13 protein-coding genes, 2 rRNA genes, 5 pseudogenes and 1 riboswitch are annotated in these 26,026 nt (G+C 70.1%); of the genes and pseudogenes, 2 read left to right on the forward strand and 18 right to left on the reverse strand.

The window, feature by feature from the left end; translation table 11 throughout:
- Positions 1-41: 41 nt before the first annotated feature.
- The 14 genes and pseudogenes from QUE47_RS14890 to QUE47_RS14955 form a co-directional block, all read right to left on the reverse strand.
- Positions 42-3,148: ribosomal RNA gene (locus QUE47_RS14890) — 23S ribosomal RNA — on the reverse strand.
- 528 nt (positions 3,149-3,676) lie between these two features.
- Positions 3,677-5,196, reverse strand: a 16S ribosomal RNA gene (locus QUE47_RS14895).
- The 16S and 23S rRNA genes sit together here, the layout of an rRNA operon.
- 749 nt (positions 5,197-5,945) lie before the next feature.
- A pseudogene (tyrS, locus tag QUE47_RS14900) lies at positions 5,946-7,213 on the reverse strand (tyrosine--tRNA ligase).
- Positions 7,210-7,968, reverse strand: a complete 759-nt coding sequence (locus tag QUE47_RS14905) for a DNA-3-methyladenine glycosylase (RefSeq protein WP_350227591.1) — start codon at positions 7,966-7,968, stop codon at positions 7,210-7,212. The pseudogene tyrS and the gene QUE47_RS14905 overlap by 4 nt, the downstream one beginning before the upstream one ends.
- A gap of 89 nt (positions 7,969-8,057) precedes the next feature.
- The gene (locus tag QUE47_RS14910) at positions 8,058-8,192 is read right to left on the reverse strand and encodes a hypothetical protein (protein WP_286217924.1); all 135 of its coding nucleotides are present in this window, start codon (positions 8,190-8,192) and stop codon (positions 8,058-8,060) included.
- Between the two features lie 2 nt (positions 8,193-8,194).
- Positions 8,195-8,713, reverse strand: a complete 519-nt coding sequence (locus tag QUE47_RS14915; protein ID WP_286217925.1) for a uridine kinase family protein — start codon at positions 8,711-8,713, stop codon at positions 8,195-8,197.
- Between the two features lie 219 nt (positions 8,714-8,932).
- A pseudogene (gene argH / locus QUE47_RS14920) lies at positions 8,933-10,389 on the reverse strand (argininosuccinate lyase).
- A gap of 45 nt (positions 10,390-10,434) precedes the next feature.
- A complete protein-coding gene (locus QUE47_RS14925) occupies positions 10,435-11,664 on the reverse strand; it encodes an argininosuccinate synthase (RefSeq protein WP_286217926.1) in 1,230 nt (409 codons plus the stop codon).
- Positions 11,665-11,758: 94 nt separating this feature from the next.
- Positions 11,759-12,286 (reverse strand): arginine repressor, encoded by a 528-nt coding sequence (locus tag QUE47_RS14930; RefSeq protein ID WP_286217927.1) that lies wholly within the window; start codon positions 12,284-12,286, stop codon positions 11,759-11,761.
- A complete protein-coding gene (argF, locus tag QUE47_RS14935; RefSeq protein ID WP_286217928.1) occupies positions 12,283-13,215 on the reverse strand; it encodes an ornithine carbamoyltransferase in 933 nt (310 codons plus the stop codon). Before argF ends, QUE47_RS14930 begins: the two co-directional genes overlap by 4 nt.
- A pseudogene (locus QUE47_RS14940) lies at positions 13,212-14,484 on the reverse strand (acetylornithine transaminase). The gene argF and the pseudogene QUE47_RS14940 overlap by 4 nt, the downstream one beginning before the upstream one ends.
- A gap of 92 nt (positions 14,485-14,576) precedes the next feature.
- Entirely contained in the window at positions 14,577-15,509 is a 933-nt protein-coding gene (argB, locus tag QUE47_RS14945; protein WP_286219536.1) for an acetylglutamate kinase, read from the reverse strand.
- Positions 15,510-15,687: 178 nt separating this feature from the next.
- Positions 15,688-16,884 carry a bifunctional glutamate N-acetyltransferase/amino-acid acetyltransferase ArgJ gene (gene argJ / locus QUE47_RS14950; RefSeq protein WP_286217929.1) on the reverse strand — a complete coding sequence of 399 codons (1,197 nt, stop codon included), beginning with the start codon at positions 16,882-16,884 and terminating at the stop codon, positions 15,688-15,690.
- Positions 16,881-17,974, reverse strand: a pseudogene (locus QUE47_RS14955) (N-acetyl-gamma-glutamyl-phosphate reductase). The gene argJ and the pseudogene QUE47_RS14955 overlap by 4 nt, the downstream one beginning before the upstream one ends.
- A gap of 97 nt (positions 17,975-18,071) precedes the next feature.
- Between QUE47_RS14955 and QUE47_RS14960 the strand changes: the two are divergent.
- Together QUE47_RS14960 and QUE47_RS14965 are read left to right on the forward strand one after the other, a co-directional pair.
- Positions 18,072-19,111 (forward strand): annotated as a pseudogene (locus QUE47_RS14960) (quinone oxidoreductase family protein); the annotation flags it as partial.
- Between the two features lie 80 nt (positions 19,112-19,191).
- Positions 19,192-19,434 carry a hypothetical protein gene (locus tag QUE47_RS14965; protein WP_286217930.1) on the forward strand — a complete coding sequence of 81 codons (243 nt, stop codon included), beginning with the start codon at positions 19,192-19,194 and terminating at the stop codon, positions 19,432-19,434.
- Here QUE47_RS14965 and thiD read toward each other — a convergent pair.
- From thiD to pheS, 4 genes are all read right to left on the reverse strand, one after another.
- Positions 19,404-20,912, reverse strand: coding sequence for a bifunctional hydroxymethylpyrimidine kinase/phosphomethylpyrimidine kinase (gene thiD / locus QUE47_RS14970; RefSeq protein ID WP_286217931.1), 1,509 nt, complete (start codon positions 20,910-20,912; stop codon positions 19,404-19,406). The genes QUE47_RS14965 and thiD overlap by 31 nt on opposite strands.
- A 124-nt stretch (positions 20,913-21,036) precedes the next feature.
- Positions 21,037-21,135: riboswitch (TPP riboswitch) on the reverse strand.
- A 77-nt stretch (positions 21,136-21,212) separates the two neighbouring features.
- Positions 21,213-22,217 (reverse strand): SDR family NAD(P)-dependent oxidoreductase, encoded by a 1,005-nt coding sequence (locus QUE47_RS14975; RefSeq protein ID WP_286217932.1) that lies wholly within the window; start codon positions 22,215-22,217, stop codon positions 21,213-21,215.
- Positions 22,218-22,252: 35 nt separating this feature from the next.
- Positions 22,253-24,880 (reverse strand): phenylalanine--tRNA ligase subunit beta, encoded by a 2,628-nt coding sequence (gene pheT / locus QUE47_RS14980; RefSeq protein ID WP_286217933.1) that lies wholly within the window; start codon positions 24,878-24,880, stop codon positions 22,253-22,255.
- Positions 24,880-25,986, reverse strand: coding sequence for a phenylalanine--tRNA ligase subunit alpha (gene pheS / locus QUE47_RS14985; RefSeq protein ID WP_286217934.1), 1,107 nt, complete (start codon positions 25,984-25,986; stop codon positions 24,880-24,882). Before pheS ends, pheT begins: the two co-directional genes overlap by 1 nt.
- Positions 25,987-26,026 lie beyond the last annotated feature (40 nt).

A 26,026-nucleotide genomic window follows, 5' to 3' on the forward strand; every position in this document is an offset into this window, starting at 1 on the left:
CGGGAACCGCACAGTGGACGCGTGCATGGCAATGTTTGTTGGTTGTGAAGTTGTCGGCTGATTAGTACCGGTCAGCTGCGACAGTCGTTAGTCCTGTCTTCCACGTCCGGCCTATCGACCCAGTAGTCTTCTGGGTGCCTTCCACCCGCGAGGGGTGTGGAAACCTCATCTTGAAGCAGGCTTCCCGCTTAGATGCTTTCAGCGGTTATCCCTTCCGAACGTAGCCAACCAGCGGTGCTCCTGGCGGAACAACTGGCACACCAGAGGTTCGTCCGTCCCGGTCCTCTCGTACTAGGGACAGCCCTTCTCAAGTTTCCTGCGCGCGCAGCGGATAGGGACCGAACTGTCTCACGACGTTCTAAACCCAGCTCGCGTACCGCTTTAATGGGCGAACAGCCCAACCCTTGGGACCTACTCCAGCCCCAGGATGCGACGAGCCGACATCGAGGTGCCAAACCATGCCGTCGATATGGACTCTTGGGCAAGATCAGCCTGTTATCCCCGGGGTACCTTTTATCCGTTGAGCGACGGCGCTTCCACAAGCCACCGCCGGATCACTAGTTCCGACTTTCGTCCCTGCTCGACCTGTCAGTCTCACAGTCAAGCTCCCTTGTGCACTTGCACTCGACACCTGATTGCCAACCAGGCTGAGGGAACCTTTGAGCGCCTCCGTTACATTTTTGGAGGCAACCGCCCCAGTTAAACTACCCACCAGACACTGTCCCTGATCCGGATCACGGACCGAGGTTAGGAATCCAGAGCGACCAGAGTGGTATTTCAACGTTGACTCCACACACGCTGGCGCGTGCGCTTCACAGTCTCCCACCTATCCTACACAAGCCGCACCGAACACCAATATCAAGCTATAGTAAAGGTCCCGGGGTCTTTCCGTCCTGCTGCGCGTAACGAGCATCTTTACTCGTACTGCAATTTCGCCGAGTTCACGGTTGAGACAGCGGAGAAGTCGTTACGCCATTCGTGCAGGTCGGAACTTACCCGACAAGGAATTTCGCTACCTTAGGATGGTTATAGTTACCACCGCCGTTTACTGGGGCTTAAATTCTGAGCTTCGCCTTGCGGCTGACCCGTCCTCTTAACCTTCCAGCACCGGGCAGGCGTCAGTCCGTATACATCGACTTGCGTCTTAGCACGGACCTGTGTTTTTAGTAAACAGTCGCTTCTCCCTGGTCTCTGCGGCCGTCCACGCTCCCCCAGCAAGTGGGTTCACGCTTTCGGCCCCCTTCTCCCGAAGTTACGGGGGCATTTTGCCGAGTTCCTTAACCGTGATTCGCTCGATCGCCTTAGTATTCTCTACCTGATCACCTGAGTCGGTTTGGGGTACGGGCGGCTAGAACCTCGCGTCGAAGCTTTTCTTGGCAGCATAGGATCACCGCGTTCCCACATACGTGGTCACTGTCAGCTCTCAGGATATGTGTCGGGCGGATTTGCCTACCCGACTCCCTACGGCCTTAGACGTGGTCTACCATCGCCACGTGCGGCTGCCTTCCTGCGTCACTCCTGTTAATACGCTTACCTACTACCGGTTCGGGTCCCACGCTCCCTGCCACGGTGATCCCCGAAGGGATCGGTGCGGCAGTTCGGATGGTTAGCATCACCGGGCTCGGTATGGGCGGTTCTTCGCCGGTAGGAGAATATCAACTCCTTGTCCATCGACTACGCCTGTCGGCCTCGCCTTAGGTCCCGACTTACCCAGGGCGGATTAGCCTGGCCCTGGAACCCTTGATCATTCGGCGGACGGGTTTCTCACCCGTCTTTCGCTACTCATGCCTGCATTCTCACTCGTGTAGGCTCCACCGCTGGATTCCTCCGCGACTTCACTGCCCACACGACGCTCCCCTACCCATCCGCACGCCTGGACCACGAAGGCCTAGCGTTTGTGCGAATGCCACAGCTTCGGCGGTGTACTTGAGCCCCGCTACATTGTCGGCGCGGAATCACTTGACCAGTGAGCTATTACGCACTCTTTCAAGGGTGGCTGCTTCTAAGCCAACCTCCTGGTTGTCTGTGCAACTCCACATCCTTTCCCACTTAGCACACGCTTAGGGGCCTTAGCTGGTGGTCTGGGCTGTTTCCCTCTCGACTACGGAGCTTATCCCCCGCAGTCTCACTGCCACGTTCTCACTTACCGGCATTCGGAGTTTGGCTGACGTCAGTAACCTGTTGGGGCCCATTAGCCATCCAGTAGCTCTACCTCCGGTAAGAAACACGTGACGCTGCACCTAAATGCATTTCGGGGAGAACCAGCTATCACGAAGTTTGATTGGCCTTTCACCCCTAACCACAGGTCATCCCCTCGGTTTTCAACCCAAGTGGGTTCGGTCCTCCACGCGGTCTTACCCACGCTTCAACCTGCCCATGGCTAGATCACTTCGCTTCGGGTCTAGACCCAGCGACTCATACGCCCTGTTCGGACTCGCTTTCGCTACGGCTTCCCCACACGGGTTAACCTCGCCACTGAGCACTAACTCGCAGGCTCATTCTTCAAAAGGCACGCTGTCACCCCTGCTAAGGAGGCTCCAACGGATTGTAGGCACACGGTTTCAGGTACTATTTCACTCCCCTCCCGGGGTACTTTTCACCTTTCCCTCACGGTACTGGTCCGCTATCGGTCACTAGGTAGTATTTAGGCTTATCAAGTGGTCTTGACGGATTCACACGGGATTTCTCGGGCCCCGTGCTACTTGGGATCCCTTCCAGGAGGCCACGCCATTTCGTCTACGGGGGTCACACCCTCTGTGCCGGGCCTTTCAATGCCCTTCGACTATGACACGACTTTCTTACTCCTTGCCCGGATGTCAGTCCGGACCGGAAGGTCCCACTACCCCGCACATGCAACGCCTGACAGCTTTAACACATGCACGGTTTGGCCTGATCCGCTTTCGCTCGCCACTACTCACGGAATATCTCTTCCTGTCGGTACTGAGATGTTTCACTTCCCGACGTTCCCTCCACACACCCTATATATTCAGGTGCGGGTCACCACACATGACTGTGGCGGGGTTCCCCCATTCGGACATCCTCGGATCACGGTTCGTTTGCCAACTCCCCGAGGCTTATCGCAGGCTACAACGTCCTTCTTCGGCTCCTAGTGCCAAGGCATCCACCCTGTGCCCTTAAAAACTTCACAAAACATAAAACACAAAATTGCAGATACCAAAGACTTCACATCTTTGATGAGATGCTCGCGTCCACTGTGCAGTTCTCAAGCAACGGACGATCCCACCCTACTGAGCCGGCTGCTGCCGGCCGTTCACGGTGACCCGTACCAGTCCCAACCACGCGCCCAGGACTCCCACCCCAGCTCCCCGGCCATCCCGGCACCCGCCACCCCGAAGAGCGACACGACCGACCAACCAGAAACCCGAGTGCAAGCCCCGCAGCGCCGATGGCCTGGGGACCCAACAGTGTGCTCACGCCAACCCCCGCCTCACCGGTGCGTTCCCCCCGAGACCACCACACCCAAGACCACCACTCACACGCCCGAAGGCATCCGAAGGCTGTCCTGGACGGGTATCTCGGTGTACTACCACCGACGACACAAGACCAGCTAGTCAATGTTCCACCCATGAGCAACCACCCCCACACGCGAACGGTGTGAGCCATGGCCTCTGAACCCACCAGCCACTACGACCGGCGAGCAGACGAAGCTCCTTAGAAAGGAGGTGATCCAGCCGCACCTTCCGGTACGGCTACCTTGTTACGACTTAGTCCCAATCGCCAGTCCCACCTTCGACGGCTCCCCCACAAGGGTTGGGCCACCGGCTTCGGGTGTTACCGACTTTCGTGACTTGACGGGCGGTGTGTACAAGGCCCGGGAACGTATTCACCGCAGCGTTGCTGATCTGCGATTACTAGCGACTCCGACTTCATGGGGTCGAGTTGCAGACCCCAATCCGAACTGAGACCGGCTTTTGGGATTCGCTCCGCCTTACGGCATCGCAGCCCTTTGTACCGGCCATTGTAGCATGCGTGAAGCCCAAGACATAAGGGGCATGATGATTTGACGTCATCCCCACCTTCCTCCGAGTTGACCCCGGCAGTCTCCTATGAGTCCCCACCATCACGTGCTGGCAACATAGGACGAGGGTTGCGCTCGTTGCGGGACTTAACCCAACATCTCACGACACGAGCTGACGACAACCATGCACCACCTGTATACGAGTGTCCAAAGAGGCTGCTGTCTCCAGCAGATTCTCGTATATGTCAAGCCTTGGTAAGGTTCTTCGCGTTGCATCGAATTAATCCGCATGCTCCGCCGCTTGTGCGGGCCCCCGTCAATTCCTTTGAGTTTTAGCCTTGCGGCCGTACTCCCCAGGCGGGGCACTTAATGCGTTTGCTGCGGCACGGAACTCGTGGAATGAGCCCCACACCTAGTGCCCAACGTTTACGGCATGGACTACCAGGGTATCTAATCCTGTTCGCTCCCCATGCTTTCGCTCCTCAGCGTCAGTTGCGGCCCAGTGACCTGCCTTCGCCATCGGTGTTCCTCCTGATATCTGCGCATTCCACCGCTACACCAGGAATTCCAGTCACCCCTACCGCACTCTAGTCTGCCCGTACCCGATGCACGCTCAAGGTTGAGCCTTGAGTTTTCACACCAGACGCGACAAACCGCCTACGAGCTCTTTACGCCCAATAATTCCGGACAACGCTTGCGCCCTACGTATTACCGCGGCTGCTGGCACGTAGTTAGCCGGCGCTTCTTCTGCAGGTACCGTCACTTTCGCTTCTTCCCTACTGAAAGGGGTTTACAACCCGAAGGCCTTCATCCCCCACGCGGCGTCGCTGCATCAGGCTTGCGCCCATTGTGCAATATTCCCCACTGCTGCCTCCCGTAGGAGTCTGGGCCGTGTCTCAGTCCCAGTGTGGCCGGTCGCCCTCTCAGGCCGGCTACCCGTCGTCGCCTTGGTAGGCCATTACCCCACCAACAAGCTGATAGGCCGCGAGACCATCCTTGACCGATAAATCTTTCCACCACACACCATGCGATGCGCAGTCATATCCGGTATTAGACCCCGTTTCCAAGGCTTATCCCGAAGTCAAGGGCAGGTTCCTCACGTGTTACTCACCCGTTCGCCACTGATCCACCCAGCAAGCTGGGCTTCACCGTTCGACTTGCATGTGTTAAGCACGCCGCCAGCGTTCGTCCTGAGCCAGGATCAAACTCTCCGTAAATGATCAACATCAACCACCCACACCCCAAAGAGGCGCAAGCAGTCAACAATCATACGAAACAACCACCAGACCCACCCGGAAAAGAGCAGACCCGACAGCCATAGTTAAACCTTGGCAAAAGAGACAAAAACTAACGTTTCTGTATCTGTTTGACCATTAAAAACCCCGACCACCCGGCATCCGCCCCACAACGAGACACACACCAGACAAGCCAGAGCAAATGGCATTGACTATCAAGCACACTGTTGAGTTCTCAAACAACCGACGCGCACCGTCCCAACCAGCCACAACCAGTGACCAACCAGACCCGGGGCAACCTCTCCAACCTACCAGACCGAATGCCTCCCGGCCAAACCGGCTTCTCATCGATCGGTGATCGTTGCAATGCCGGCCAGCTGCGAAGCGGCCTGTCTCCACCCGAGGGCAGAAGGCGCCGAAGCGACTTCCTACTCTAGTGGATGTTCAGCCCCGGGACCAGCCACCTGCTCCGGAGAGCTTGCGGTGTCTGTCACTCCCTGTCGGGCTGACTCCGAGAACATTACACGCCCTCCGGACCGACTCCAAACCCCTCCGCGGTGACGACCGCCACCCCGCGCCGGCTTGACCTGCGGCGGGTTCTCGTGGCCGCCGTCGTGGCCTGCGCGAACACCGCGACGAGCACCCCCGTGCCGAGCCCGCGGGCATCTCGACGACCCCGTCCGGTCGGCCGGCGACCTGGCCAATGAGCCGCTGCCGTCCGCGATGCAGGGTCAGCGAACGCCCTCCGCCACGGCGACGCCCAGCGTCCGCTTACCCCGGCGGAGCACCGCGAACCGGCCGTGGAGCAGCTGATCCGCACCGAGCGTCCCCTCGGGGTCGGTGACCTTGACGTTGTTGACGTACGCGCCGCCCTCCGCGACGGCGCGCCTCGCGGCTCCCTTGGAGGCGACCAGCCCGGAGCTCACGAGGGCGTCCACGACGGGAGTCCCGGCGGCGACGTCCGCCCGCGGAAGCTCGGCGACGGATGCGGCGAGCGTCGCCTCGTCCAGGCCCTCGAGGTCCCCTCGCCCGAAGAGGGCCTGGCTCGCCGCGATCACCGCGTCGGTGGCTGCGGCTCCATGCACGAGGGTCGTCACGTCGGCGGCCAGGGCTCGCTGCGCCTCACGGGCTCCCGGCCGCTCGCGCACGGCGGCTTCGAGCGCCTCGATCTCGTCCCGGGTACGGAACGTGAAGATCTTCAGGAAGCGCACGACGTCGGCGTCGTCGGCATTGACCCAGAACTGGTAGAAGGCGTAGGGGCTCATCATGTCGGCGTCGAGCCACACGGCGCCGCCTTCGGTCTTCCCGAACTTCGTGCCGTCCGCCTTGGTGATGAGCGGCGTCGTCAGGACGTGGACGGAGGCGCCCTCGGTCTTGCGGATGAGCTCAACCCCCGACAGGAGGTTGCCCCACTGGTCGTTGCCCCCGGTCTGGAGCGTGCAGCCGTGGCGCAGGTACAGCTCCCGGAAGTCGATCCCCTGGAGGATCTGGTAGCTGAACTCCGTGAAGCTGATGCCCTGCTCGCTGTTGAGCCGTCGGGCCACGGTGTCCTTGGCGAGCATCGTGCCCAGGCGGTAGTGCTTGCCCATCTCGCGGAGGAAGTCGATGGTCGTCAGGTCACCCGTCCAGTCGAGGTTGTTCACGACCTGCGCGGGGTTGTCGCCCTCGAAGTCCAGGAAGCGCGAGACCTGACCTCGCAGACGCTCGGTCCATTCCGCGACCACGTCCTTGGTGTTGAGCACCCGCTCCCCGAGTCGCGCGGGTCGCCGATCATCCCTGTCGCCCCACCGACGAGCGCGATCGCGCTGTGGCCGGCGAGCTGCAGGTGCCGCAGCAGGAGGAGCTGCACGAGGTGTCCGTGGTGCAGGCTCGGCGCGGTCGGGTCGAACCCGCAGTAGTAGGTGACGGGTCCCTCGGCCAGCGCCTCTCGCAGCGCGGTCTCGTCGGTGGACTGCGCCACCAGTCCACGCCAGTGCAGCTCGTCGAGGATGTCGGTCACCACGGCTCCTTCGTCCTGCGTCCCACGTCCGGGACACGTCGTCGCGCCGTCGGTCGAGGGCGCCGGACCCATTGTGCCGTGCCCTGACGAGGCTGGTCGCCCACGCGCTCAGCGTCGTCGGTAGGCCGGCCGGTACGGCGAGACCGTGCGGTCGTCCGTGATCCAGAACCGCCACGGGAAGCGGTCCCCGTCGCCTCCGGCGCCGCTGACCCCGACCCGGGCGCCGTGCGACGTGGGTCGCCGGAACGCCGCGGGGTCGCGGCGGACGACGAACTCCCCTCGGGGTCGCTCACGTCCTTGCCGTCGTCGAACCGATCGATCCCGAGCGCCACGGTGAGCCGCCCGGGCCCGCGCGCCAGCTGGCGCTGCGAGTCGAGGGCCCCCGCCCGGAGCCGCCGCTCGGTCGCGACCTCCTGGCCCGCGACGACCTCGCCCGCGCGCAGGAGCACGGCCGCCGGGCTGCCCCGCTCGGCCGTGACGACGTTGACGCAGTGATGGAGCCCGAGGTGGCGGTAGACGTAGAGGTGCCCGGGTTCGCCGAACATCGCGCGGTTGCGGTCGGTCCTGCCGGACGCCGCGTGCGAGCCCGGGTCGTCGCTGCCCCCGTACGCCTCGACCTCGGTGATGCGCAGCGTGACGTCGCCCGAGTCGTCCCGGTGCGTCAGGTAGGCGCCCAGGAGGTCACGGGCGACGTCGACCACGTCGCGCGCGTACCAGCGCCGGGAGGGGACGACGGACGTCGCGGTGTCGGACATCGAGGGCTCCTCTGGGTCGCGTCGACGACGAACCGTCGCCGGTGCGGACGGCTCGCCATGGTCGGGCCGCGCTGCCCGGTGGCGCCACCTTACGGCGCGGTCGGTGTTCGCGCCCGGGGCGCGCCTCGCCGCACGCGCAGCACGCCTTGCACCACCAGCACAGCCAGCACAGCCAGCACAGCCAGCATGACCAGCATGACCAGCACGACCAGCACGGTCAGCACCGTCAGGGCTGTCCGTGCTGGCCGACGGGGCGCCCCCAGCCGTCCAGCCGGACGTCCGCCCGCCCGACGACGTCGTGCTCGGTGTAGAACGCGGCCTCGTCGACCATCCACCGGAGCCAGTGCTCCCGCTCGCTCTGCCCGTCGCGCGCGAGGCCGCGGCGCAGGCGCTCGTCGTCCGGGGCCTCGACCCAGACGAGCAGCGTCGCGAGCCCGTCGACGGCGCGGGCTCCGGCGCCGCAGCCCTCCACGACCACGTAGTCCGTGGCGACCTGCACGACGTGCTCCTCGGCGTACGCGCGCTCGACCCAGTCGTAGCGGCGGTACCGGCCGTCCCGGCCCGCCGAGAGCGGGCCGAGGACCCACTCGGCCAGACGTGCCGCACCGCCGGAGGGCCCGGCCTCCCAGCCCTCGTAGAGGTCGTCCATGTGGACGACGACGGTCGACCCGTGCCGGCCCAGCTCGCCCTCGAGCTGCGCCGCAAGTGTCGTCTTCCCGGAGCCGGCCGGGCCGTCGACGCACACCAGCCGGCCCGTCGCCGTGCTCGTCGACGTGTCGGACGGCGTCCCGCCCCCGGGAGGTGCGGGACGCCGTCCTGCACCGCGGTCACGAGACGCGCCAGCACGTCGGGCCCGACGGTCATCGGGCGACGTCCGGGACGGTGGTCCGGGCTACCGCGACCCCGACGCGACACGCGACCGGGCGCGCGGGAGACGTCGCTCGGTGACGTGCCACCGGCGCCGTCAGCCCTGGACCCAGAACCGGAACTCGGCCGACCGGACCTTCGCCTCGCCGAGCTGCTCGGCGACACGCACCGGGGCGGTGCCTCCGACGCCGTCGCGCGACGCCAGCGAGCCCTCGACGCTGAGCACGTCCCGGACGCCCGGGGTGAGGTGCTCGGAGATCGCGGCCAGGTCGTCGTCCGACAGGTCCCACAGCTCGATGCCACGGGCCTCGCAGGCCTGGACGCACTCGCCCGCGACCTCGTGGGCGACCCGGAACGGGACGCCCTCACGTACGAGCCACTCGGCGACGTCGGTCGCGAGCGAGAAGCCCTGGGGGCTAGCGACGCCATCCGCTCCGTGTCGAACCCGAGGGTCGCGACCATCCCGGAGAACGCCGGGAGCAGGACCTCGAGGGTGTCGACCTGGTCGAAGACCGGCTCCTTGTCCTCCTGCAGGTCGCGGTTGTACGCCAGCGGGAGACCCTTGAGCGTGGCGAGCAGCCCCGTGAGGTCACCGATCACGCGCCCCGCCTTGCCGCGCGCGAGCTCGGCGACGTCGGGGTTCTTCTTCTGCGGCATGATGCTCGACCCCGTCGAGTACGAGTCGTGCAGGCGCACGAACCCGAACTCCTTGGTCGCCCAGACGATGACCTCCTCCGCGAACCGCGACAGGTCCACGGCCAGCATCGCGGCCACGAAGGCGAACTCGGCGACGACGTCGCGCGAGGCGGTGCCGTCGATCGAGTTCTCGACCGGGCCGTCGAACCCGAGGTCCGCGGCGACCGCCGCCGGGTCGAGGCCCAGCGACGAGCCCGCGAGCGCCCCCGAGCCGTACGGCGACCGGGCGGCGCGCACGTCCCAGTCGATGAAGCGGTCGACGTCGCGCAGCAGCGGCCACGCGTGGGCGAGCAGGTGGTGCGCGAGCAGCACGGGCTGGGCGTGCTGCAGGTGGGTGCGGCCCGGCATCGGGGCGTCGCCCGCGGCCTCGGCCTGGTCGATGAGGGCGTCGACGACGTCGAGGACGAGGCCGCCGATCGTGCGGGCCTCGTCGCGCAGGTACATGCGGGTGAGGGTCGCGATCTGGTCGTTGCGGGAGCGGCCCGCGCGCAGCTTGCCGCCGAGCTCGACCCCGGCGCGCTCGATGAGGCCGCGCTCGAGCGCGGTGTGCACGTCCTCGTCGTCGTCCGCCGCGACGAACACCCCGGAGGCCACGTCGTCGCGCAGCCGGTCGAGGGCGGCGTGCATGCCCTCGAGCTCGTCGTCGTCGAGCAGGCCCGCTGCGTGCAGGACCTTCGCGTGGGCCTTCGACCCGGCGATGTCCTGACCTGCGAGGCGCCAGTCGAAGTGCGTCGACTTGCTCAGTGCGGCGAGTGCGTCCGCCGGGCCACCGGCGAACCGGCCGCCCCACAGGCTCACGCGCTCGCCTGTGCCGGACTGCCGGCTCGACTCCTCGGTGTCGCCCTCGTCGTCCGGCATGCTCACGAGGTCGGTGACCTCAGGGGTGTTCTCGTCGGTCATGGTTCAGAGCTCTCCGGTCCCGAGGTCGACGCCGTTGCCGAACTTGACGTCACGGGCGGCGGCGAGCTTGGAGGTCAGGCCGTAGATGTCGATGAAGCCGACGGCGCTGGCCTGGTCGAACGAGTCGCCCTCGTCGTAGGTGGCGAGGTTGAAGTCGTAGAGGCTCTGCTCCGAGCGGCGTCCGGTGACGGTGGCGCGGCCGCCGTGCAGGACGATCCGGATGTCGCCGGAGACGTACTGCTGGGTGTCCGCGATGAAGGTGTCGAGGTTCTTCTTCAGCGGGCTGAACCACTGGCCGTCGTAGACCAGCTCGCTCCAGCGCTGCTCGACGCCGCGCTTGAAGCGGGCCTGCTCGCGCTCGAGGGTGACGTTCTCCAGCTCGCGGTGCGCGGCGATCAGCGCCATCGCGCCGGGCGCCTCGTAGACCTCGCGGGACTTGATGCCCACGAGGCGATCCTCGACGATGTCGATGCGGCCGACGCCCTGGGCGCCCGCCCGGCGGTTCATCTCCTGGATCGCCTGGAGCGGGCTGACCTTCTCGCCGTCGAGCGCGACGGGCACGCCCTTGTCGAACGTGATGACGACCTCGTCGGCGACCGGCGGGAACGTCGGGTCGTCGGTGTAGTTGTAGACGTCCTTGGTGGGCGCGTTCCAGATGTCCTCGAGGAAGCCCGTCTCGATGGCGCGGCCCCAGACGTTCTGGTCGATGGAGAACGGGTTGTGCTTGGTGGTCTCGATCGGCAGGTTGTGCTTCTCCGCGTAGGCGATCGCCTTCTCCCGGGTCAGGGCGAGGTCCCGCACCGGGGCGAGGCACTTGAGGTCCGGCGCGAGCGAGGTGATCGACACCTCGAAGCGGACCTGGTCGTTGCCCTTGCCGGTGCAGCCGTGGGCGACGGTCGTCGCGCCGAACTGGCGGGCGGCGCGCACGAGGTGCTTGACGATCACCGGGCGCGAGATGCCGGAGACGAGCGGGTAGGCGTCCTGGTAGAGACCGTTGGCCGCGAGCGCCGGCATGCAGTACTCGGCGGCGAACTCGTCGCGGGCGTCGGCGACGTACGCCTCGACGGCACCGCAGTCGAGGGCGCGCTGACGGATGACCTCGAGGTCCTCACCGCCCTGGCCGACGTCGACGGCGACGGCGACGACCTCGGCGCCGGTGGCCTCGCCGATCCATCCGATGGCGACGGAGGTGTCGAGACCTCCCGAGTAGGCGAGAACGACGCGATCAGTCATGTCCCTCTTCTTTCGTGTTCGTGGTGCAGGTCTGGGGTTCAGGTGCGTGGTGCAGGTCTGGAGGCGGCGCAGATCCGGTGGCCGAGAGGCCGGCTCAGGTCTGCGCCTCGGTTCGGTGCGGCTGGGGTGCGGCCATCGCCAGGAACCTCGCGGCGACGTCCTCCCCGCCGTCGGTGTCGCGGCCGATGACGAGCACGGTGTCGTCGCCGGCGATCGTGCCCATGACACCGGTGAAGACCGAGTGGTCGATCGCCGACGCGAGGTACTGGGCGGCACCCGGGGGCGTGCGGAGCACGACGAGGTTGCCGGAGGCCTCGGCGGACACGAGCAGCTCGGCGCACAGCCGGGAGAGCCGCGCCGCGACGTACTCGGCGTCGGTACCCGGCTGGACGGAGCGGTCGCCGCCCTCCCCCGGAACCGCGTAGGCGAGCGCGCCGGACGCGAGACGGATCTTCTCGGCCCGCAGCTCCACGAGGTCGCGCGACAGCGTGGCCTGGGTGACGCTGACGCCGTCGGCCGCGAGCGCCCGGGCGAGCTCGGCCTGCGAGTGGATCGCGTCGTGGCGCAGCAGCTCGGTGATGCGCGCGTGCCGCGCGGCGCGGGTCGTGGGGACGCTGGTCATGCGTTCTCCAGCAGCCAGGTCAGCAGCGCCTTCTGGGCGTGGAGCCGGTTCTCGGCCTCGTCCCAGACCGCGCTCTGCGGGCCGTCGATGACGTCGGCCGTGATCTCCTTGCCGCGGTAGGCGGGCAGACAGTGCAGCACGATGGCGGACGGCGCGGCGGCCGCGAGCAGGTCGGCGTTCAGCTGGTAGGGCAGGAACACGGTCTCGCGCTCGGCGGCGGTCGCCTCGTCCCCCATGGAGACCCAGGTGTCGGTGACGACGACGTCGGCGCCGGCCACGGCCTCGCGGGCGTCCGCGGTCACCACGACCGATCCCCCGGTGGCCCGGGCGACGGCCTCGGCGTCGACGACGACCGCCGGGTCCGGCTGGTACGCGGCCGGGGTCCCGACGCGCACGTGCATCCCGGCCGTCACGCCGCCCAGCAGGTAGGAGTGCGACATGTTGTTCGCGCCGTCGCCCACGTACGCGAGCGTCAGCCCGGCGAGCGCGTCGACGCCGCCGTGGTGCTGGGCGACGGTCAGCAGGTCCGCGAGGATCTGGCACGGGTGGAACTCGTCGGTGAGCGCGTTGACCACGGGGACCGCCGACCAGCGCGCCATCTCCTCGACGTTCGCCTGGGCGAAGGTGCGCCAGACGATCGCGGAGGTCTGGCGGTCGAGCACCCGGGCGGTGTCGGCGATCGGCTCGCCGCGACCGAGCTGGCTCGACGCGGCGTCGATGACGAGCGGGTAGCCGCCGAGCTCGGAGACCCCCGTGGCGAACGAGACGCGGGTGCGGGTGGACGGCTTGTCGAAGATCACCGCGACGGACTGCGGGCCCCGCAGCGGGGTCCGGACGTAGCGGTCCTGGCGGAACGCGAGCCCGAGCTCGAGGACGTCGCGCTGCTCGGCGGGCGTCAGGTCGTCGTCGCGCAGGAAGTGCCGGGTCATGCGGACTCCTCGGGTTCGAACGTGGGCAGGTCGGTGAAGAGCCGGACGACGTCGCGCGCCTGGTCCGCCGTCAGGATCAGCGGCGGGGCGAGCCGGATCGCGTCGGGAGCGACCGGGTTGACGATGAACCCGGCGTCGAGCGCGTGCGCCGCGACCTTCGCCGCCACCGGCGCCGTGAGCTGGACGGCGAGGAGCAGACCCCGGCCACGCACCCTCCACGAGCGGGTTGCCGCAACCAGAGATGCCGTCGCGCAGCGCCGCGCCCACGGTGCGGACGTTCCCGAGGACGTCGTCGCGCTGGATCACTCCGAGCGTCGCCAGGGCCGCCGCCGCCGCGACGGGGTTCCCACCGAACGTCGTGCCGTGCTGACCGCGACCGAGCAGCTGCGCCGCCCGCTCCCCGTACGCCACGACGGCGCCGATCGGGAACCCGCCGCCGAGCCCCTTGGCGAGGGTGACGGCGTCCGGCACGATCCCGCCACCGACCTCGGCCTGCTGGTAGGCGAACCACGAGCCCGTCCGGCCCGCGCCGGTCTGGACCTCGTCGAGGATCAGCAGCGCGCCGTGCTCTGCCGTGAGCTCGCGGGCCCGCACCAGGTAGCCGGCGGGGAGCTCACGCACCCCGGCCTCGCCCTGGATGGGCTCGACGACCATCGCGGCGACCGGGCCGCGCTCGTCGGACGCGGCGAACGCGGCCTCGAGCGCGTCGACGTCCCCGGCCTCGACGAACTCGACGCCGCCGGGCAGCGGCTCGAACGGCTCGCGGTACGCGGCCTTCGAGGTCAGCGCGAGCGCGCCCATCGTGCGTCCGTGGAACCCGCCGGTCAGCGCGAGCACCCGCGCGGGGCGACCGGGGCCGACCCCGGGGAGCTCGGAGCCCGCGCGGCGCGCCATCTTGAACGCCGCCTCGTTGGCCTCGGTGCCGGAGTTCGCGAAGAAGACGCGGGACCCCTCCGGAGCCTGGGCGAGATCGATCAGCCGCTCGGCCAGGCCGATCTGCGCGGGCGTGCCGAAGAAGTTGGACACGTGGCCGAGCGTCCCGAGCTGGGCGCTCACGGCGGCCGTGAGGGTGGGGTGGGCGTGACCCAGCGCGTTGACCGCGATGCCTGCGAGCAGGTCGAGGTACCGCGTGCCGTCGGCGTCCCAGACGTAGGCGCCCTCGCCCCGGACCAGGACCCGCTGCGGCGGGCCGAACGTGTCCATCACCGCGCCCGAGTACCGCTGGGTCCAGTGCGCGACGGAGTCCCCGCTGCCGGGGGTCGAGGACAGGTAACCCTGGACCTCGAGGCCCGGGTGCGCGTTCGCGTCGGGCACGGCGACGGCCTCGGGCGTGCCGACGTTCTCGTCGTTCGTCCCTGCGTTCACCGGAGATCCCCGTCCTTGACGACCATCGTGCCGATGCCGAGCGTCGTGAAGACCTCCTGGAGCACCGCGTGGGCGACCCGGCCGTCGATGACGTGCGCGCCGCTGACCCCACCCTGGACCGCCCGCAGGCAGGCCTCCATCTTGGGGACCATGCCCGACTCGAGGGACGGGAGCAGCTCGGCGAGCTTCGTCTCACCGATCTGGCTGGCGAGCGAGCTCCGGTTGGGCCAGTCGGTGTACAGGCCCTCGACGTCGGTGAGGATGATGAGCTTGCGCGCGTCGAGCGCGACCGCGAGCGCCGACGCCGCGGTGTCCGCGTTGACGTTCAGCACCTGCGTGGGGTCGTCCACGTCCGGCGCGATGGTCGAGACCACGGGGATCCGGTAGTTGTCGAGCAGGTCGCGGACCGCGCGCGGGTCGACGGACACGATGTCGCCGACCTGGCCGACGTCGACGAGCTTCCCGTCGACGGTCGCGTGCCGACGGCGCGCGGCGAGCAGGGCGCCGTCCTCGCCCGAGAGCCCGACGGCGTAGGGCCCGTGGGCGTTGATGAGGCCGACGAGCTCGCGCGAGACGGACCCGGTCAGGACCATCCGGACGACGTCCATCGCCTCGGGGGTGGTGACCCGGAGGCCGCCCTTGAACTCCGACTCGATGCCGAGCCGCGAGAGCATCGCCGAGATCTGCGGGCCGCCCCCGTGGACGACGACGGGCCGCATACCCACCTGGCGCAGGAACACCATGTCCTGGGCGAAGGCGGCCTTGAGCTCGTCGTCGATCATCGCGTTGCCGCCGTACTTGACGACGACGACCGCGCCGTTGAGCTGCTGCAGCCACGGCAGCGCCTCGACGAGCACCTCGGCCTTCTGGCCGGGGTGCAGGTCGGTGAGGGCGTCGAAGTGGTCCTCGCGCGGGTGCGGGGCCGAGATGTTCGCGAGCTCGGTGACGGCCTCGGCGGTCTCCGCCGTCTCGGCCGTCGCGCCGGTCGTGCCGGCAGCTGCCTCGTCCTGCGTCACGCCTGCTCCTCGGTCGTCGTGCCCGTACCGGTCTCTGCACCGTTGGCTGCATCAGCCGCTGTGTTCGTCCCCGTACCCGTCCTCGTGCTGCTCATGACGAGTACGCGCTGTTCTCGTGGACGTAGTCGTGCGTCAGGTCGTTGGTCCAGACCGTCGCGCGCGCGTCGCCCGCGTGCAGGTCGATCTCGACGTGCACCTCGCGCTCGGAGGCGAGGTCCACGAGCTCGCGGGGCTCCCCCACGCCGCCGGCGCGGCAGATCTGGACGCCGTTGATCGTCACGTCGATCTCGTCGGCGTCGAACGGGGCGACGGACTCCGGGACCGTCCCGGCGGCCGAGAGCACGCGGCCCCAGTTCGGGTCGTTGCCGAAGACGGCCGCCTTGAACAGGTTGGACCGGGTCACGGACCGGCACACCGCGACCGCGGCGTCCTCGGTCGTGGCGTTGACCGTGGTCACGGAGATGTCGTGGCTCGCGCCCTCGGCGTCCGCGACCAGGCCGCGCGCCAGCTCGCCGCACGCCTCGGTGAGGGCCTGCGTGAGGTCGTCGCCCGAGACCTCGACGCCCGAGGCGCCGGACGCGAGCAGGATCACGGTGTCGTTCGTCGACATGCAGCCGTCGGAGTCGACCCGGTCGAACGTGGTGCGGGTCGCGGCCCGCAGCGCGGCGTCGGCGGTCGCGGCGTCGACCACGGCGTCCGTGGTCAGGACGCAGAGCATCGTCGCGAGGCCCGGTGCGAGCATGCCCGCACCCTTGGCCATGCCGCCGACCGACCACTCGCCGGTGCCGTCCGGCGAGGCGTCCGACGTCACGTCACGGACGACATGCGTGATCTTCGGGACCGTGTCGGTCGTCATGATCGCGTGCGCCGCGTCCGAGCCGCCCTCACCGGAGGCGGCGCCGACCACGGCGTCCGCACCCGCGAGGAGCGCGTCCATCGGCAGCCGGACCCCGATGAGCCCGGTCGAGCAGATCAGGGTGTCGCCCGCCGAGATGCCGAGCAGGTCGGCGACGTGCTCGGCGGTGCGGTGCGTGTCGGCGAACCCCTCGGGGCCGGTGCACGCGTTGGCCCCGCCGGAGTTGAGGAACACGGCCCGCGCGACGCCGTCCGACACCGCCTGGCGCGACCACACGACCGGGGCGGCGACGACGCGGTTCGAGGTGAAGACGCCGGCGGCGACGTCGAGCGGGCCCTCGTTGACGACGAGGGCGACGTCCTTCGCGCCGGTGGACTTGAGGCCGGCGGCGACGCCCCCGGCGCGGAACCCGAGCGGTGCGGTGACGGTCACGGAGCGAGCCCTTCGGTGGTGAGCCCGAGCGCCTGCGGGAGGCCGAGGGCGATGTTCATGGACTGCACCGCAGCGCCTGCGGTGCCCTTGACGAGGTTGTCGAGCGCGGTGACCGTGACGACACGGCCGGCGGCCCGGTCGACAGCGACCTGGACGAGCGCCGTGTTGGCGCCCAGCGTCGCGGCCGTCGTCGGCCACTGCCCCTCGGGCAGGAGCCGGACGAAGGGCTCGGCCTCGTAGGCCTGCTCCCACGCCTGGCGGATCTCGGCGTCGGTCGCGTCCTCGTGACCTGCGGCCAGCCGCGCGGTGGCCGTCGCGAGGATGCCCCGCGACATGGGCACGAGGGTCGGCGTGAACGAGATCGTCACGTCGTCGGCGCCCGCCGCGAGCAGGTTCTGGCGGATCTCCGGGATGTGGCGGTGCGTGCCGCCGACCGCGTAGGCCTGGGCGGACTGGATGCCCTCGCTGGCCAGCAGGTGCGGCTTGAGCGCCTTGCCCGCGCCCGAGTAGCCGTTGGCCAGGACGGCGACGACGTCGCGGGCGTCGACGAGACCGGCGGCGACGCCCGGCTGGAGGCCGAGGGTCACCGCGGTGACGTTGCACCCGGGGACGGCGATGCGACGGACCCCGGCGAGCAGCTCGCGCTGCTTGGTGAGGACCTGCTCGCCGCCGTCGGCGCCCCCTCGCCCCCGTCGCCGCCCAGGATCAGCTCGGGCAGGCCGTAGGGCCAGGTGCCCGCGTGCTCCGAGCCGTAGAACGCGGTCCAGTCCTCGGCCGAGACCAGGCGGTGGTCGGCTCCTAGGTCGATGGCCAGGACGTCGTCGGGCAGCTGGGCGGCGATCTCGCCGGACGCGCCGTGCGGGAGCGCGAGGACGACGACGTCGTGCCCGCGCAGGTGCTCGATGCTCGTCGGGAGGAGCACGCGGTCGGCCAGCGAGCGCAGGTGCGGCTGGACCTCGCCGAGCGTGGACCCGGCGTTCGAGTGGGCCGTGAGGGCGCCGATCTCGACCTCCGGGTGACCCGCGACGAGGCGGAGGAACTCACCTCCCGCGTAGCCTGAGGCTCCGGCAACTGCCACCGTGACTGTCATATGCAGAGTCTTACATATCTATGCGTCCGGGGTCTAATGCGCTGATCCGACGCGCTGGGCGAACGAGCCCGGCGGCCCGAGCATCTAGGGTCGGACCATGCGTGCGATCCAGGCCCGCGAGGCGGGCGGCCCCGACGTCCTCGAGCTCACCGACCTCCCCGACCCGGTCCCCGGTCCCGGCCAGGTCCTGGTCCGCGTCGCCGCAGCCGGGGTGAACTTCATCGACACCTACCGCCGCTCCGGCGCGTACCCGATGGCGTTCCCCCACGTCGTGGGGTCGGACGGCGGCGGCACCGTCGTGCAGGTCGGGCCGAGCCCGGACCGTGGACCGGTAGGAGAGCCTGGAGGCGCGTCGGGCGACGATCCGACGGGCGAGGGACCGGTCTGGGCCCCGGGCGACCGCGTGGTCTGGGTGCAGGCCCCCGGCTCGTACGCCGAGCTCGTGGTCGTGGACGCCGACCAGCTGCTCCGTGTGCCCGACGGCGTCCCGCTCGACCGCGCTGCCGCCGTGATCTTCCAGGGGCTCACCGCGCACTACCTCGTCGACGCCACCTTCCCCGTGCAGCGCGACCACACCGTCCTGGTGCACGCCGGCGCCGGCGGGGTGGGGCTGATCCTCACCCAGCTCGCCGTCGCGCGCGGGGCGCGCGTGATCACGACCGTCTCCACGGACGCGAAGGCCGAGCTGTCGCGCGCGGCGGGCGCGAGCGACGTCGTGCGCTACGACCGTCTCGACGACCTCACGACCGACCTGCCGCGGATCGTGAGGGACCTCACCGGGGGCGCGGCGTCGACGCGGTCTACGACTCGGTCGGCAAGGACACCTTCGACGCGTCGCTCGCGTCGCTCGCCCGCCGCGGGACGCTCGTGCTCTTCGGCGCGTCGTCCGGTCCGGTGCCGCCCGTCGACCTCCAGCGGCTCAACCGTGCCGGTTCGGTCTACGTCACACGCCCGACGCTCGCCGACCACACGGTCACGCGTGCGGAGCTCGAGCACCGCGCCGCAGCCGTGCTCGGCGCGGTCGCCGACGGGACGCTCGACGTCCACGTCGGTGCGACCTTCCCGCTGCGCCGCGCCGACGACGCCCACCGTGCCCTCGAGGGCCGGTCCACCACCGGCAAGGTCCTGCTCCTGCCCGACGCGGCGGGCGAGCCGACCGCGCCCGCCGAGCCCGCCGAGCCCGCCGGACAGGGGCCGTCGACGTCGTGATCCCCGACATGTCCGCCGGCCGCGACGACGGCCCGTCGCCGCGCCTGCGCCAGGCCCTGATCGTGCTCTCGGTCGTCTTCACCGCCGTGCTGATCGTGTTCTACGCCCAACGCTGGTTCGACTGGGAGCGCGCCGCGTGCGTGTCCGACCGGCCCCCGGGCACGTCGGCGGAGAGCGTCGAGACCGGGTGGCAGTGGTGGCCGCCCGGCGTCGCCTGCACCTACGCCCCGGGTGCCGGCACGACCGTCTGACCTGAGCCGTGGCCGGCGACGGGCCACGTCGGCCGGGTCAGCCCCTGCTCGAAGAACAGGTGCTCGTGCATCGAGGACAGCTCGAACGCCCGGTGCATGCGCTCCCGCTCGCTCGGCGACGCGTGCCGCGCGGCCTCGTCGACGAGCTGGACGGCACGGCGGGTCGCCTCCGCGAACGCCGGGTCGCCGTACGTCGAGATCCAGGCGGCGTAGGGGTTGCTCGCCAGCTCGTCCGCGGTGCCGGCTCGACGCACGAGGTCGTCGCCCACCTGCGCATACAGCCAGAAGCACGGCAGCAGGGCGGCGACCGCCTCGCCGTACGACCCGGCCGCAGCCGCGTGGAGGTGATCGGTGTACGCGGCCGTCACCGGTGACGGCTCGACGCGGGTCACGGCCCCGTCGTCCATCCCCGCGTGCTCGGCGAGCCAGTCCCGGTGCAGGCTCTGCTCCGCGCCGAGCGCCGACAGCGCCGACGTCGCGAAGAACTCGCGGGCCGCCCGGTCCGGGGCCGCCGCGCTCGCGCGGGACAGCACCCGCGAGTACTGCTCCAGGTACGCGGCGTCCTGGGCGAGGTAGAAGGCGAAGGCCTCGGCCGGGAGGGTCCCGTCGCCCAGGGCGACGACGAACGCGTTGCCCGCGATCGCCGTCCGCCACCCGGCGATGCGGTCCCAGGCCTCCTCGGTGAAGGACCGGACGGGGACGAGCGCGTGCAGGTGGTCGACCGGTCCGCGGCCGGTCCCGACCGCGAGCCGGTCCGCAGCGCGCAGCGCGCCCGTGAGCCACGCCTTGGCGTCCCTCGCCGAGGTCTCCCAGTCGTCGCGCTGCGGCCTTAGGGCGGCGATCGCAGCCGACAGGCTGCAGCCCGTCCCGTGGGTGTGCCGGGTGTCGACCCGCGGGGCGTCGAGGGTCACCTCGGCGTCGGCCGAGACGAGCACGTCGGTGCTCGAGCCACCGGCGAGGTGCCCGCCCTTCGCGAGGACGACGACACCCGTCGACGTGGCGAGGCGTCGGGCCTGGGCGAGGACGCCCGCCTGGTCCTGCGCCTCCTCCTCGCCGAGGAGGACCGCGAGCTCGGGGACGTTGGGGGTGACGACGTCAGCGCGCGACACGAGCTCCCGGACCGCCTGCTCCGCCCCACCGTCCAGCAGGCGGTGACCGCTCGTGGCGACCATCACCGGGTCGACGACGACGAACGGCGGTGCCACCCGGTCCAGCCATGCCCCGATCTCGCGGGCGTTCGCCTCGTCCGCGACCATCCCGACCTTGACGGCGTCGATCGCGACGTCGTCGGACACGGCATCGAGCTGCTCCCGCAGGAACGCCGGGCCGGGGACGTGCACCGACCGCACACCGCGGGTGTTCTGGGCGACGAGCGCCGTCGTCACCGCCATGCCGTACGCGCCGTGGGCCGCGAAGGACTTGAGGTCCGCCTGGATGCCCGCGCCGCCCGTCGGGTCCGTGCCGGCGATCGAGAGCACCCGAGGTCGGGCGGGGCGAGGCGGGCGTGCGGCTCGGGGGCGTCCGCGCCGTCCGGGGCCGGTGCGGCATCCTCGGCGGAACCGGCAGGTGCAGCGGCGGCAGAGCGGGTGACGGTGGGCAGCACAGACGTCATGGCGACATCCCTTCGCTAGTACGAGCTAGATCAGGTTCGACGGGTGTCATCTCAGCCCGCGACCTGCGCGGGCACCCCGTGTCGCGAGCCACCCTAGCGACGTGATCCGGGCCGTGCAGACCCTGTCCACGGACGCGGGTACGGACCGCCCCGAGCTCTCTCCCTGCTAGCGCGCCGGTATCCCCCGCGGCATCGGGTCGTCCTCGCCCCACGGCGTGACGCGCAGACGGCGGACGTCGTCGCCCGGCCGGCCCGCGCGGGCGGCGGCCCGCAGCAGCGCGGGCGTGTCGTGGGTCACGCGAAGGAAGCTCCCCGACCACGCGTCGAGCTCCCCGCGGGCGATCGCGAGCACCATCGCGACGAGGTCCTCGACCGGCGTCCACTGCGTGCGTCCCGCGTGCATCACCATCGCCTCGGTCATGTCCGTGCGGACCGTCCCGGGCGAGACCTCGAAGGTGCGCAGGCCGCGGTCGAAGCCCGCGAGGTGAAGGTTCGCGCCGAGGCGCGTGACCGCGGTCTTGCTGGCGTTGTAGGCGCTCGCGTCGGAGGTGTCGTGCGAACCCGCGCCGCTCGAGAGGTCGACGACGCGCCCGCCCCCGCGTCGGAGCATCCCCGGCACGACCGCACGGTCGAGGTGGAACGGCCCACGCACGTTCGTCTCCATGACCGACCACCACTCGTCGGGGTCGGCCTCCCAGAGCGGGACCTCGGCGTCGATGACCCCGGCGTTGTTGACGAGCAGGTCGACCCCGCCGAGCGACTCCTCCACCTGCCGGACGGCGTCGCGGACCTGAGCGAGGTCGGTGACGTCCGCGACCACACCGGTCACGACGTCAGCGTCCGTCCCGGCGCCCCTGACAGCTCCGGCGCCCGTCGCGGCTCCGGCACCTGTCGCGGCACGCACCGCCGCGACCGCCGCGTCGACGCGGTCGGCGTCCCGCCCGAGCAGCGCGACGCGCAGCCCCGCGTCGACCAGGCCACGGACGAGGGCGAACCCGAGCCCGCGGGTGGCGCCGGTGACGAGGGCGACACGTGCAGGCGGGACCGTCACGCCGGAGTCGTCGGTGGCATCGACGCTGGGGCCGTCCCCAGCATCAGCCCTTGGATCAGCGTCGGTGTGAGCCGGGCTGTCGGCACCCTCGGCAGCGGCACCGCCAGCACCGTCACTCACCGGAACGCCTGTTCCAGGAACGCCTGAACTCACGATCAGCCCCGCAGGACGGCACCGGTCCGCTCCCCCGCGACCCGGACAGCGGCGTCGCGCGCGGCGACCACGTCGCCGGACGAGAGCGTCCGGTCCGGCGCCCGCAGGCGGAGCGCGAAGGCCAGCGACTTCTTGCCCTCGCCCACCTGCTCCCCCGTGAAGACGTCGAAGAGCCGCACGTCCTCCAGCAGGTCACCCACGCCCTCGGCGAGCGCCGAGCGGACGGCCTCGGCCGGCACGTCCGCGTCGACGACGAGGGCGAGGTCCTCCTTGGCGAGCGGGAACGTCGACACCTCGGAGGCTGCGAACGCGTCGTCCGAGAGCGAGCCGAGGAGCACGTCGAGGTCCACCTCGAACGCGACCGTCCGTCCCGGGAGCCCGAGTGTCTCGAGCACCTTCGGGTGCAGCTCGCCGGCGTGGCCCACCGTGGTGCCGTCGACCAGGGAGATCCGGGCGCACCGGCCCGGGTGCCACGGGGCGTGGTCCGTGTCGGGCTCGACCACGACCTGTGCGCCGACCCGGTCCGCCACGAGGCGGGCCGCCGAGAGCGCGTCGGTCCAGTCCGTCGTCCGACCCTCGCCCCACCACCCGCGAGGCGCACGCCGACCGGCCGCCACCCCGGCGACCCGACGGGGCTGGTGCGGCACCGCGGCGTGCAGCCGCGCGAGGTCGTCGTCCGACGGGCGCACGCCGCCAGGCAGCTGCGGCGCGCTCGGCGCCCCGCGCTCGGGTCGCGTCACGAGACCGATCTCGAACAGCGCGACGTCCTCGTTGCCGCGGCCGTCGTTGCGGCGCAGCGTGTCCAGGAGCGTCGTGAGCAGGTTCGTCCGCATCTCCGGGCGGTCCCCGGCGAGCGGGTTGGCCAGGCGCAGCGCGTGCCGGCGCGGGTCGCCCGCCGGGAGCCGCAGCGCGTCGTGCTGCGCCGGGTCCACGAACGGGTAGGCGAGCGTCTCGACGAACCCCGCCTCGGCGAGCGCGCGCGCCACGGAACGGCGCAGCCGCTGGTCGCGCGTGAGCCCGCGGCCCGCCGGGGCGGGCGGCAGCGTCGACGGGATCTTGTCGTACCCGTCGAGCCGGGCGATCTCCTCGACGAGCTCGGCGGCACCCGTCAGGTCGGGCCGCCAGGTGGGCGGGGTGACCTCGACGACACCGATGCCGGGGGTGTCACCGACCTGGCACCCGATCGTCGTCAGCAGCTCGCGCACACGCTCCTCGCCGTACGCGACCCCCACGAGGCGCTCGGCCTCGCTGACCGGGAACGTGATCGGCCCGGGAGCGTGGACGCGATCGAGGTCCGAGACCGCGGCATCCGCGGTGCCGCCGCCGAGCTCGACGAGCAGCTCGACGACGCGCTGCGCCGCGACACCGGGCAGGCGCGGGTCGACACCGCGCTCGAAGCGCTTGGCGGCCTCGCTCGGGAGCTTGTGCCGTCGCGCGGTGCGCGCCACCGTCACGGGGTCGAAGTGCGCGGCCTCGACGAGGACGTCCGTCGTCGCCGGACCGACCTCCGTGGACGCTCCACCCATGACGCCCGCCAGGCCGAGCACGCGCGAACCGTCGCGCGACTCGTCGTCGGTGGACGGCGAGTCGGTGATCAGGAGGTCCTCGGCGTCGAGCGCCCGGTCCACGTCGTCCAGCGTCGTCAGTCGCTCGCCCTGCCGGGCGCGACGGACCACGATCGGCTCGGCGAGCGTCGACAGGTCGTAGGCGTGCAGCGGCTGACCGAGGTCGAGCATCACGTAGTTCGTGACGTCGACGGTCAGCGAGATCGGGCGCATGCCCGCCTGCGTCAGCCGACGCTGCATCCAGGCCGGGGACGGCGCCCCGGGGTCGATGCCGCGCACGACCCGCGTCACGAAGCGGTCGCACCCGACCTGCCCGTGCACGGGGGCGTCGTCCTGCACGACGACGGGGAAGCCGCCGGGCGACGCCCCCGGCACCACGATCCCGGCCCCCTCGGCCAGCCCGCGGTCGGTGAAGGGCGCCCCCGTGGAGTGCGCGTACTCGCGAGCCACGCCGCGGTAGGAGAAGCAGTAGCCACGGTCCGGCGTGACGTTGATCTCGAGCACCTCGTCGCCGAGACCGAGGAGCGCGACCGCGTCCTGGCCCGGCCGGGGCGCGCCCTCGCCGTCGGCGCCGTCGGTGCCGTCGGTGAGCAGGTCACGACCGAGCACGATGATGCCGTCGGACTCCTCGCCCAGGCCGAGCTCCGTCGTCGAGCAGATCATGCCGTCGGAGACGTGGCCGTAGGTCTTGCGCGCCGCGATCGCGAACGGCCCGGGCAGCACGGTGCCCGGCAGCGCCACCACGACGAGGTCGCCGACGCCGAAGTTGTGCGCCCCGCACACGATGCCGCGGGGCGTCCCGCCGGCAGGACCGTCGGTCCCGTCACCGGGCAGGTTGTGCGAGCCCACGTCGACCTGGCACCAGTTGATGGTCTTGCCGTTCTTCTGCGGCTCGGCCACGAGCTCGAGCACGCGACCGACGACGAGCGGGCCCGTCACGGCCGCACCGTGCACCTGCTCCTCCTCGAGCCCCACGCGCACGAGATCGGCGGCGAGCCGCTCGGCGGTCAGGTCTGCGGGCAGCTCGACGTGCTCGCCGAGCCAGTCCAGGACGATGTTCGGCATCAGATCCCCATTCCGAACTGGGTCGAGAAGCGGACGTCGCCCTCGACCATGTCGTGCATGTCAGCGATCCCGTGGCGGAGCATGAGCGTGCGCTCGATCCCCATGCCGAAGGCGAAGCCCGAGTACTCGTCGGGGTCGATCCCGGCGGCGCGCAGCACGTTCGGGTTGACCATGCCGCAGCCTCCCCACTCGATCCAGCCGGCCCCGCCCTTCTTCTGCGGGAACCACAGGTCCATCTCCGCGCTGGGCTCGGTGAACGGGAAGAAGCTCGGTCGCAGGCGCGTGCGTGCCTCCGGCCCGAACATCGCCCGGGCGAAGTGGTCCAGGGTCCCCTTCAGGTGGGCCATCGTGAGGCCCTTGTCGACGGCGAGGCCCTCGACCTGGTGGAACACCGGGGTGTGCGTCGCGTCGAGCTCGTCGGTGCGGAACACCTTGCCCGGGCACGCGATGTACACCGGGAGGTCGCGCTCGAGCAGCGTGCGCGCCTGGACCGGTGAGGTGTGCGTGCGCAGGACGAGCCCGGCGAGCGCCGCGCCCGCGGCCTCGCTCGTCGGGTCCGGGTGCTCGGGGTCCCCGGACGTGGCGGGCCGGTCGGGGCCGCCCGCGACGAAGAAGGTGTCCTGCATCTGGCGTGCGGGGTGGTCCGGCCCGAAGTTGAGCGCGTCGAAGTTGAACCACTCGGCCTCGACCTCGGGACCTTCGGCGATCTCCCAGCCCATGGCCACGAAGAAGTCGGCGACCTGCTCCTGGAGCGTCTCCAGGGGGTGCCTCGCCCCCGTCGGCCGACGGTCGACGGGCAGCGTCACGTCGACCGACTCCTCGACGAGGACCCGCTCGTCGCGCTCGGCCTCGAGCTCGGACTGCCGAGCCGCGAGAGCCTTGGCGACCCGACCGCGGCGCGGCCCCACGAGCTTGCCGGCGACCGCCTTCTGCTGCGGTTCGAGCCCGCCGATCATCCGGTTGGCGAGAGCCAGGGGGCTCTTGTCACCCGTGTGGGCGATGCGCACCGCCTTGAGCTCGTCGAGGGTGGCCGCGCCCGCGGCGGCACCCAGCGCCGCGTCGACGGCCGCGTCGAGCGCTGCCTCGTCGGTCGGGTGCGGTGCCACGCTGTCGCCGGTGGGCGAGGCGGGCTGGGGGAGTCGGTGG

This window comes from Paraoerskovia sediminicola, from assembly GCF_030296575.1.
GTDB classification, from domain to species: domain Bacteria; phylum Actinomycetota; class Actinomycetes; order Actinomycetales; family Cellulomonadaceae; genus Paraoerskovia; species Paraoerskovia sediminicola.

Bases quoted from the DNA above. Each gene is read 5' to 3' on its own strand.
- QUE47_RS14905 (WP_350227591.1), bottom strand. From the start codon at position 7,968: ATGTCCGACACCGCGACGTCCGTCGTCCCCTCCCGGCGCTGGTACGCG.
- QUE47_RS14925 (WP_286217926.1), bottom strand. From the start codon at position 11,664: ATGACTGATCGCGTCGTTCTCGCCTACTCGGGAGGTCTCGACACCTCC.
- QUE47_RS14930 (WP_286217927.1), bottom strand. From the start codon at position 12,286: ATGACCAGCGTCCCCACGACCCGCGCCGCGCGGCACGCGCGCATCACC.
- argF (WP_286217928.1), bottom strand. From the start codon at position 13,215: ATGACCCGGCACTTCCTGCGCGACGACGACCTGACGCCCGCCGAGCAG.
- QUE47_RS14965 (WP_286217930.1), top strand. From the start codon at position 19,192: ATGTCCGCCGGCCGCGACGACGGCCCGTCGCCGCGCCTGCGCCAGGCC.
- pheT (WP_286217933.1), bottom strand. From the start codon at position 24,880: ATGCCGAACATCGTCCTGGACTGGCTCGGCGAGCACGTCGAGCTGCCC.